This is a genomic window from Protofrankia sp. CiP1_Cm_nod4 (genome assembly GCF_982290645.1).
Genome location: NZ_CEVIVC010000173.1, coordinates 1 through 9,286, shown reverse-complemented (window position 1 = coordinate 9,286; position 9,286 = coordinate 1). Strand labels below are relative to the sequence as shown.

At 70.4% G+C, this 9,286-nt stretch carries 8 protein-coding genes; 6 read left to right on the top strand and 2 right to left on the bottom strand.

What is annotated here, in order from left to right; all coding sequences use genetic code 11:
- Together AC5LSR_RS21565 and AC5LSR_RS21560 are read right to left on the bottom strand one after the other, a co-directional pair.
- On the bottom strand, positions 1 to 390 hold a 390-nt coding region (locus tag AC5LSR_RS21565; protein WP_493468906.1), incomplete at its 3' end, for a hypothetical protein.
- 72 nt (positions 391 to 462) lie between these two features.
- Entirely contained in the window at positions 463 to 1,779 is a 1,317-nt protein-coding gene (locus AC5LSR_RS21560; protein WP_445548741.1) for a mechanosensitive ion channel family protein, read from the bottom strand.
- An 845-nt stretch (positions 1,780 to 2,624) separates the two neighbouring features.
- Between AC5LSR_RS21560 and AC5LSR_RS21555 the strand changes: the two genes are divergently transcribed.
- From AC5LSR_RS21555 to AC5LSR_RS21530, 6 genes are all read left to right on the top strand, one after another.
- Positions 2,625 to 3,350 carry a class I SAM-dependent methyltransferase gene (locus tag AC5LSR_RS21555; RefSeq protein WP_250285690.1) on the top strand — a complete coding sequence of 242 codons (726 nt, stop codon included), beginning with the start codon at positions 2,625 to 2,627 and terminating at the stop codon, positions 3,348 to 3,350.
- On the top strand, positions 3,347 to 4,435 hold the full coding sequence (locus tag AC5LSR_RS21550) for an iron-containing redox enzyme family protein (protein WP_250285691.1): 1,089 nt from the start codon (positions 3,347 to 3,349) through the stop codon (positions 4,433 to 4,435). Before AC5LSR_RS21555 ends, AC5LSR_RS21550 begins: the two co-directional genes overlap by 4 nt.
- Positions 4,436 to 4,705: 270 nt before the next feature.
- Positions 4,706 to 4,906, top strand: a complete 201-nt coding sequence (locus AC5LSR_RS21545; RefSeq protein WP_250285692.1) for a hypothetical protein — start codon at positions 4,706 to 4,708, stop codon at positions 4,904 to 4,906.
- A gap of 699 nt (positions 4,907 to 5,605) precedes the next feature.
- Complete coding sequence (locus tag AC5LSR_RS21540) at positions 5,606 to 6,493, top strand: alkaline phosphatase family protein (RefSeq protein WP_250291593.1); 888 nt, start codon at positions 5,606 to 5,608, stop codon at positions 6,491 to 6,493.
- Between the two features lie 5 nt (positions 6,494 to 6,498).
- Positions 6,499 to 7,836, top strand: a complete 1,338-nt coding sequence (locus AC5LSR_RS21535; protein WP_250291595.1) for an MFS transporter — start codon at positions 6,499 to 6,501, stop codon at positions 7,834 to 7,836.
- Entirely contained in the window at positions 7,833 to 8,900 is a 1,068-nt protein-coding gene (locus AC5LSR_RS21530; protein ID WP_250291597.1) for a TolB family protein, read from the top strand. The genes AC5LSR_RS21535 and AC5LSR_RS21530 overlap by 4 nt, the downstream gene beginning before the upstream one ends.
- The last annotated feature ends 386 nt before the right edge of the window (positions 8,901 to 9,286 follow it).

The window sequence follows — 9,286 nt, the reverse complement described above, 5'->3', positions numbered from 1 at the left end:
CCTGGTGGGACGCAGATGACCCGACGCGGTTGCCCACTCCCCTGGCCGCCGTTGGCAGTGATGGCGTCGAGGTCGGCCGCGTGCCTGACAGCGGAGGGCCGGCTCCGGGCGGTCGTGGGTGTCGTCTCGGCGGGCGCGCGGGACCGCGTCGTGGATCGTGATGTCGAGGCCGTCGCGGTCGGTGGCCGACCGGGGCCGGGCTTCGGCCACCTCGATGGTCCAGCCGTCCTGAGCGATCATCCAGAGGATATGGACTACCGGGTCATCGTCCGCCATGGTGATCCCGCCGCCCGCGCCCGTCACGAGGAACTCGGCTTCTTCGAAGGCTGAGGCTCGGTCACCAGGCAACTCGCCGGGGTCGCCGAAAGCCGGAGGCGCGATGAAGATCACCCTTACCGGGTTCTGACCCTCGACGGGGTCAGCCAGGGCCCGGCTCGCCGACCGAAGAGAGGGCTTTTCCCGCTAGGACGGCGGCCGGCGTGAGCCGTTCTCACCGGTCTCGCTGAACGCCCGGGAGCGCTCGGCCGCATCCGGACTGCCCCCGAACAGGCGGGCGTCGGGGTGAGCTTCCTCGGGATGCGCGGGGAGGTCCATCCCCGTACTGGTGGTGGCCGGATCGGCGGCCGCGACCCTGGCAGTGGTCGGGTCGGATTCGCGCCGCTGCGCCGGCCCGTACACCCCCTTCCCGTGGCCGTCATGCTCGCCGTCCCACGCCGGGCCGCTCCGCTCGTGTTCGAGCCGTGTCCTTGGCAGCGCCGCCGGGTGCCGCTGTCGCAGCCATCGCACGAGCAACTCCCGGACGTGGCAGCGCAGGTCGAAGACGGTCGGTCCGTCGCTACCGCTGACCAGCACCCGGACCCGCACGCATCCGCCGACCGCGTCGGTCACCTGGAGCACCGAGACCCGGCCGTCCCACAGGGCGGTGGCGTCCAGGATCCGGTGCATCTCCGCCCGCATCTCCTCCACCGGCACCGACCAGTCCAGGTCCAGCTCGACCACGCCGAGCACGGCCGCCTCCCGACGCGTCCAGTTCTGGAACGGCACGGTGGTGAAGTATGTCGATGGCAGGATCATGCGTCGGTCGTCCCAGATGTGGACTACCACGTAGGTCAGTGTGATCTCCTCGATGCGTCCCCATTCCTTCTCCACGACGACCACGTCGTCCACCCGTATGGCGTCGGTGAAGGCGAGCTGCAGCCCGGCGAACACGTTTGCCAGCGAGGTCTGTGCGGCCAGCCCGGCGAAGATGCCGACGATTCCGGCGGACGCGACGATGCTGGCACCGGCAATGCGCACGCTGGGGAACGTCATCAGCATCGAGGCCACGGCGATGACGGTGATGACGACCACCGTGATGCGACGCAGCAGGATCACCTGTGTACGCACCCGGCGGGCGTGCCGGTTGTCGGCGACGTCCATCCGGTAGCGAGCCAGGGCAAGATCCTCGAGGAGGAAGGTGAGCACCGCCACCAGCCAGGAGACGCCGCCGATGAAGGCCAGGCCGAGCAGCCGGACGATGGCCCCGGTCCAGTTCTGTTCGGGCATGGCGTTCAGCGCGACAAGCAGAGCGAGGATGACGAGGGTGAGGTGGGCCGGGCGTCGGCCGCGCTGGGCCAGGTCGGCGGCGGCTGCCGAACGGCGCCCGGCCCGACGGGCTGTCCGGTCGACGACCAGCGCAACCGTGTAGCCGAGCACGGCGGCCATGGCCAGCACGATCAGCACGGCGGGTGTCGAATCAGCCTCGGGCAGGGACATCTCGGCTGCGTGGCGAATGACCACACCGGACTCCTCGGATCAGTCTGGTAGCGGTAGCCCGGGCGGCGCCTTGCCCCGAGCGACGCGCCTGTGTCCAGGGATGCCTTCCCGCAGTGGGGCGTTATAACGTGAGAGGTCCGTCACATTCGGAAGTATCATGAATTCCTTCTCGAGCGAAGTTGATCTGGCTCCGCGCTCTCGATCCCGAGCGCGGCAGGAGGGTCCGTCGGGCGCTGTCGCATTCGCCGATTATCGGTGATCTTGATGGCCGGTAACCGGCGGCTTCGGACGCCTCAGAACGACTTTGAAGGACGCCTCCACCGGAAGATTTACGGCCGAGATTCGACGGTGGCTTTCGGGCCGAGTTTCTCCAGCTATGCGACGAGCCGTTTCCGCTGCACGCCGGCGCCGGGACACCGGAGCGCGACGTCGGCGGGAGACATGGAGGAATGAAGGAATGAAGGAATGAAGGAGAGTCCACGATGGCACGGGTTGAGCGGAGAGCGGTCGGTGCCGGTCCGGTAGCACAGTTCCGGTGCCGCAGGCCACGGTGTTCGCCCCATCGGCCCTGCTCACGGTGACGATCGAGGAGCGGCGGAGGAGGCGAGCGACCTTCATCTCCCTGCTGGGACAGGGACATCGATCGCCCGCATGCCAGCCGCTCTGGCCGTTGACGTACGCCTCGGCACTCCGGCCGGCGGGGAGTTGGGCGCCGTGCACGCGCGTCCCGGCGTTGCGCCCGGTTAAGGCGGAGCCGGACGGGTACTTGGCCATGAGCGCACAGCGGCGGCGGTGCCTGTGGCCCTGTGGCCCTGTGGCCCGTTCCGCCCGGGCCGGCCCGCCTCCGGTCGACCTACGGCAGGAGCGACATGGCTTTCTACGACCCGGTGGAGTCGAGTTTCTATTCGTGGTGCGTCGAGCGCCTGTTGTCCTGCGCACAGCTGAGTCCCTACACCGCCGCCGGTGTGGCGGAGCTGGGGGCGGGTACCGGGATCCCGCTGCTGGAGGCCGTCGGCCGATCGGAGACGTTGGCACAGGTCCGTGGATTTGAGCGCGACCCCGACGCGTTCCGGTCAGCCCGCCGGCTGACGGAGCTGAAGGGGCCGGTGAACTACACCGTCCAGTTCGGAGACTTCTTCCGCTACGCCAGCGGGGCAACGGAGCGCTGCGTGGTCGCCAACCCCCCGTACCTGCCGGGGCAGCCGCGGCGGCCGGGTGCTCCCGACCTGTACGGCGGGGCGCGAGGAGCCGAAGTGACCTGCCGGATTCTGGGCTGCTCCTTCGACCTGGTGATGGTGATGGTCGCCTCGATCTCCGATCCGCTCGGCGTCCTGGCGGAGGCGACCCGCTGTGGGTACCGGGTGGTGGACTGGGTGACGCGCCCGATCAGGTTCGGCTCCTACTGCCGCGACCCCGAGGTGTGGCGGCGCATCCAGTCCCTTGCCGCCGCCGGGCAGGCATTCTTCCACCAGGAGGGCTACCTGCTCGCCGGTGTCACCTGGATCCGTGACCACAGCCGTGCGTACCCGCCCGGGAGGGACTCGGTGGTTCTGGCCCAGGTGCTGAGCGCGGGCGCCGCGGCGGTGCCGGCATGACCGCCTCCCGCCCCCGGCCCGTGACCACGGCCTTCCGCGGGCCGAACGATGCCGGCTACGGCGACGTTCTCAGCCCGGCCGAGCTCGGGCCGAGCCCCCTGCCGCGCCCGCGGGGCACCCTCAGCGCCGTTCTGACCACCGCTCTGGCCGGGCCGGTCCATGCCGTGGACAGGGTGCCCGCGGCCGACGATGACGCCCTGTTCGGTGAGGACGCCGCCCTCACCCTGTACTGCCTGTACGAGCTGCACTACCGCGGGTTTGCCGATGTGGCGGACGGCTGGGAGTGGGAGCCGTCGCTGCTGGGGCTTCGCCGGCTCCTGGAACGCGATCTCCTGGCCCGGCTGCGGGATGACGTGGACCTCGCCGCCCCCGGCACCGAGCCGGGCGACCTCCTCGCGGACGGGATCGCGGGCGCGCTGCGCCGCGTCATCGACGCTCCCGGCGGCCCGTCGCTGTCGGGGTATCTCGCCGAACGCGGTTCGCTGGGCCAGTTCCGTGAGTTCGCCGTCCACCGCTCCCTGCTCCAGCTCAAGGAAGCAGATCCGCACTCGTGGGCGATTCCCCGGCTGGCCGGCGCGGCGAAGGCCGCGCTGGTCGAGATCCAGACCGACGAGTACGGTCACGGCGCCCAACGGGACATGCACCAGACCCTCTTCGGCCTCACCCTGCGCGCCCTGGGGCTGGACCCGGCGTACGGGGCCTACCTTGACCGTGTCCCGGCCACCACGCTCGCCACCGTCAACGTGCCGTCCTTCTTCGGCCTGCACCGCGAGCACCGGGCCGCGCTCGTCGGTCATCTCGCCGTGTTCGAGATGACCTCGGTCGGGCCGATGAGTGCCTACAGCGCCGCCCTGCGCCGCCACGGCCTGCCCCCGGCCGCCCGTCTGTTCTTCGACACGCACGTCGTGGCGGACGCCCACCACCAGACGGTCGCCGCCGACGCCCTCGCCACCGGCCTCGTGCGGGCCGAGCCCGGCCTCGCTGCCGGCCTGCTCTTCGGCGCGCGGGCGGCGATGGCCGTCGAGGCCCGCGCCGCCGAGGCAATCATGACTGCCTGGGAGAGAGGGGAATCGTCCCTGATCTGATCCGCGGCGATGAACAGCGGTTGCTCGGCAGGTTCGTCTGGGGTCGTCTTCTTGGTCGTCTTCTTCTTGGTCGTCTTCTTCTTGTGCCGTCCCGCGGCCGGATGTGTTCCGGATGTGTTTTGGTCCCGGCGGCCAAGGGAGAGCGGTGGGGACGGGTGGTGCCCGCGCGGGCGCGCCCGACGGCCGCCGCCAGCCCGTCGGCGCCGGGGCTGGCCGCACCCGGCTGGTCATCCTGAGTCCGCGGCGGGTGCCGACTGAGTCCGCGGCCGGGTGCCGAACTTCGTCCAGCCCAGGGAGCTCGACCTGACATCCTTTGATGGCCGCCTCGTCGACGACCGCGGCGTGGTGACTCTGAGCCTGGCGGGACACACGGCCACCGACTCCGAAACCGCCGAGTTCGCCTCGGCCTTCACCACGGCGGTGGCGGCCCACCGTCATTTCGACCGCCACGCCGAGCTCGTCCCAGCCTGAGACCCGTTCCGTCGCTGCCGGAGCATGCCGCCGCTGCCGAGGCTCATGGTGCCGAGCCCGTGCTGTCGGTGCCCGCGATACCCGGGCCTCGGCCGCGCCCTCACGGCCCGGCTCATCCATGTCACCCGGGCGAGCCCACAACGGCCTGAACGACCTACCGGTCCCCGGACCACGACGTGAGGAGGGCCTTCAGAGCCGGACCGGTTGGTGACCACGCCCGGGCCGGGCACGAGGGCGTCCAGCACGTACCCGAAGACGGCCCGGTCGGGGATGCGACGGCGGTGGCAGCCCGGCCGGTGGGCGGGGCCGGACTCGAGCGGCGGTCCGCTGGTGTGCCGGGTCAGCAGGGCCTCGAACCAGCTCCAGATCGGGCCGGGCAAGGATGATGGGACGGCAGGCATGAGATCCTCCAGCGCTCACGGAATGTGACGATCCGACGGTCACCGGGTTCCGTGCCTGCTCACATGCCGATCTCCTGGACCCGCGCCTATTGCCGGTCACTCCTACTCGTCCAGGCGTTTCCCGTGGTAGCCGGCGGGTCATCCCTCGAGAACGAGTCCGGCGGGTGGGGAATTTGACGTCTCCTGTTTGCTGAGCCGTCGCTGCCGGTGCACTGACGATGATGCGGAACGTCACTAATCTGGCTTCGCTCCCCAGCCAGGCACTGCTTTCCCCCTGACCCATTCTGGAGGTCCGCCCGTGTCCCCTGCCGTTGCTGTCCGGCGTCCACGCTGGCTACTGAGCATGCTCGGTGCCGCCGTCGTGCTGGCCGTCGCGTCGATTGGTGTGTGGAGCGCGGAGCCCGCGCACGCCGCGGCGCTCCCCACACCCGACCACGTCGTCGTCGTGGTGCTTGAGAACCACGCCTACTCCCAGGTGATCGGCAGCTCCAGCGCTCCCTACATCAACTCACTGAAGACCGGCGGCGCGAACCTCACCGCGTCGTACGCCATCACCCACCCCAGCCAGCCCAACTACATGGCGCTCTTCTCCGGGGGAACCCAGGGCATCACCAGCGACAGCTGCTACACGCCCGGGTTCAGCAGCGCCGCCAACCTCGGCTCCGAGCTGATCGCGGCCGGTCTCGCCTGGGGCAGCTACAACGAGGGCCTGCCCTCCCAGGGCTCGACGATCTGCACCAACAGCAGCACGAAGTACGCGCGGAAGCACAACCCCTGGTTCGGGTTCAGCAACGTGCCGACGAACACCGCCTACACGTTCGCCCAGTTCCCGACCAGCTACTCGACCCTGCCGAAGATATCGTTCGTCGTCCCGAACCTGTGCAACGACATGCACGACTGCTCCGTGAGCACCGGTGACACCTGGCTGCAGAACAAGCTCGGCGCCTATGCCACCTGGGCCACGACCCACAACAGCCTGCTCATCGTGACCTTCGACGAGGACAACAGCCTCAACGGCAACCACATCCCCACGGTGCTCTACGGGCAGCACGTCACCGCGGGCAGCTCCTCGTCGACGACCTACAACCACTACAACCTGCTGCGCACCCTGGAGGACCTGGCCGGTCTGACGACACACGCGGGTAACGCCGCCAGTGCGTCGGACATCACCGGCATCTGGAGCTAGCGTCCGTGTACCTCGCGGACGCGTACACCGTCCCCACGTCTGCTGGCCCGGGTACCGACCCGGGCCAGCAGGCCGCGGCGCCCACCCCTCGCGTCACACCGCGGGCCGTCGCGCGGGCGCTGCCGCGCACGGTCCTCGTGCTGGGAACGGTGAGCCTGCTCACCGACGTCTCGGCCGAGATGGTCACCGCTGTCCTACCGCTCTACCTGGTGGCGGAGCTGGGCCTCTCACCGCTGGGTTTCGGCCTGCTGGACGGCATCTACAACGGCTTCAGCACGCTGGTCCGCCTTGTCGGCGGCCATCTCGCCGACCGCGGCGGACGGCACAAGGCTGTCGCCGCGGTCGGCTACGGGCTGTCCGCGCTGTGCAAGCCCGCGCTGCTCCTCGCGCACGGGGTGGCGTCGATCGGTGTGGTGCTCGCGGCCGACCGGACCGGCAAGGGGCTGCGGACCGCTCCGCGCGACGCGATGATCTCCCTGGCGTCGTCGGCCGAAGCCCAGGGCCGCTCGTTCGGCATACACCGGGCGATGGACACCGCGGGCGCGCTGCTGGGCCCGATCATCGCCTTTTTCGTGATGCGGGCCGCGGTTGACGGATTCGACGCCCTGTTCATGGTGAGCTTCTGTATCGCCATGACGGGCCTGGCGGTCCTGCTGTTGTTCGCCCCGGGCCGCGGCCACGCGACGGCCCAGGACGCGACGGCCCAGGACGCGCGGGAGGAGGCGGCCGTCTCCGCGCGCGCGGCGTTCGGCCTGCTGCGTCGCCCCGATCTGCGCTGGTTGGCGCTGTGCGCGTTGCTGCTCGGCCTGGCCACCGTCAGCGACTCCTTCCTCTATCTGATGCTGCAGCGCGACCTGGCCATGCCGCGGGAGTGGTTCCCGCTGTTGCCGGTCGCCACGGCCGGGACGTTCCTGCTGCTGGCGGTGCCGTTCGGACAGGCCGCCGACCGGTTCGGTCGCTGGCGGGTCTTTCTCGCCGGGCACGTCGGCCTGCTGGTGGCGTACGGGCTGCTGCTCGTGCCGGTGGGCGACGCGGCGCTGCTGGCCGTCGTCCTCGTCCTGCACGGCGCCTTCTACGCCGCGACGGACGGGGTGCTGATGGCCGCCGCCGCGGTCTCGGTGCCTGCGCGGCTGCGCTCCAGCGGCCTGGCCCTGGTGCAGACCGCGCAGGGAAGCGCCCGGTTCGCCTGCTCGCTGCTCTTCGGGGCCGCCTGGTCGGCCTGGGGGGACCGCGCGGCGTTGGCTTCCGCGACGGTCGCGCTGGCGACCTGCGTCACGTTGGGCGCGGTTGCGCGGCCCCTGCGGGCACTGGGGACGGCGGCATCGCGGGGAGCCGCGACATGACGGACCGCGCCCGGCTGGTCGTACTGTTCCTGACCGTCGTCCTGCTCGGCGGTGTCTCCGTCGGCTGGGTGCGGTACGCCTCCGAGCGCGGTGCGCTCAGGGACCGCCAACAGCAGGACGGCCCGTCGGTGGCCGCCGGCCGGGTCACGCTGGCCGGGACCGGCGCCGGCCCTGGCGCCGGCACCGGCACCGGCACCGGCTCGACCGGGCAACAACGGCTGGTCTTCCGCAACATGCTCTGGGGCCCGCAACGGGACGAGCTGGTGTCGGTGGCCGCGTCGGCGCCGGCCGGCCCGCGCACCGCGTCGGATGTCCACTGCCTGCGCTTCTACGCCGCCGCCGGTACCGGCATCTGCCTGCAGCGGCTGCCGGGCACGCTCGAGGAGAGATACCGGGCGGTGGTGCTGGACGCGGAGCTGCGTGAACAGCGGCATTTCCCGCTGGGCGGCATCCCCACCCGGGCGCGGGTCTCGCCCAGCGGCCGGATGGTGGCGTGGACGGTGTTCGTCAGCGGTGACTCCTACGCGGGTACCCAGTTCTCCACCCGCACCTCGATCCTCGACACCCGCACCTGGACGCTTCAGCAGTCGCTGGAGGACTACCAGGTGATCATGGATGATAAGGCGTACCGCGGCGCTGACGTCAACTTCTGGGGCGTCACGTTCGCCGACGACGGCCACTTCTACGCCACCCTGGCCACCCGCGGGAAGACCTACCTGGTGCGCGGGGACGTCCGGGCCAGGACCGTGACCACCCTGCGCGAGAACGTCGAGTGCCCGTCGCTGTCGCCCGACGGCACCCGGCTGGCGTTCAAGAAACGGGTGCCGGAAGCCTCCGCGGACGCGCCGTGGCGGGAGTACGTCCTCGACCTGCGCGACATGCGGGAGACACCGCTCGGCGAACACCGAAGTGTTGACGACCAGGCCGTCTGGCTCGACAACAGCACCCTCGTCTACGCTCTCGCCGGTGACTACGGCTCGGATCTGTGGACCATCCCGGCCGACGGCACAGGTAGCCCCACCCGGCTGACGACCGCGGCGCTCGCACCCGCCGTGATCGGCTGACCGCCCGCGCGCCACGGGCGTCCTCCTGCGACCCGGGTCAGACGGGCTTGGCGGTGGTGTAGCGGGCGGCGACGTCCAGAATCGACGCCGGACGGCCGCGGCGGATGCCCGACGAACAGCGCCTGGCACCGAGAGTGACCGTCAATGCTGGTCAGTTCAGGAGGCCCGGCATTGTACGAACCGGCCTCTCATGCGTGCTGACCTGCGGCGATGGAGTCCCTTACATCATCCCAACCCCATAGGTAAAACCTATTTGACCAGGCCAGAGGCTAAATACGCAGCGTGGTGGACCATGTGTACCAGCATACGAACCGATTGATCTTGGTTCCGGGCCCTGAAATCGCCGTCCGGCCGGTCGCCACCCGGGCGCTGACCAGGGACGATTC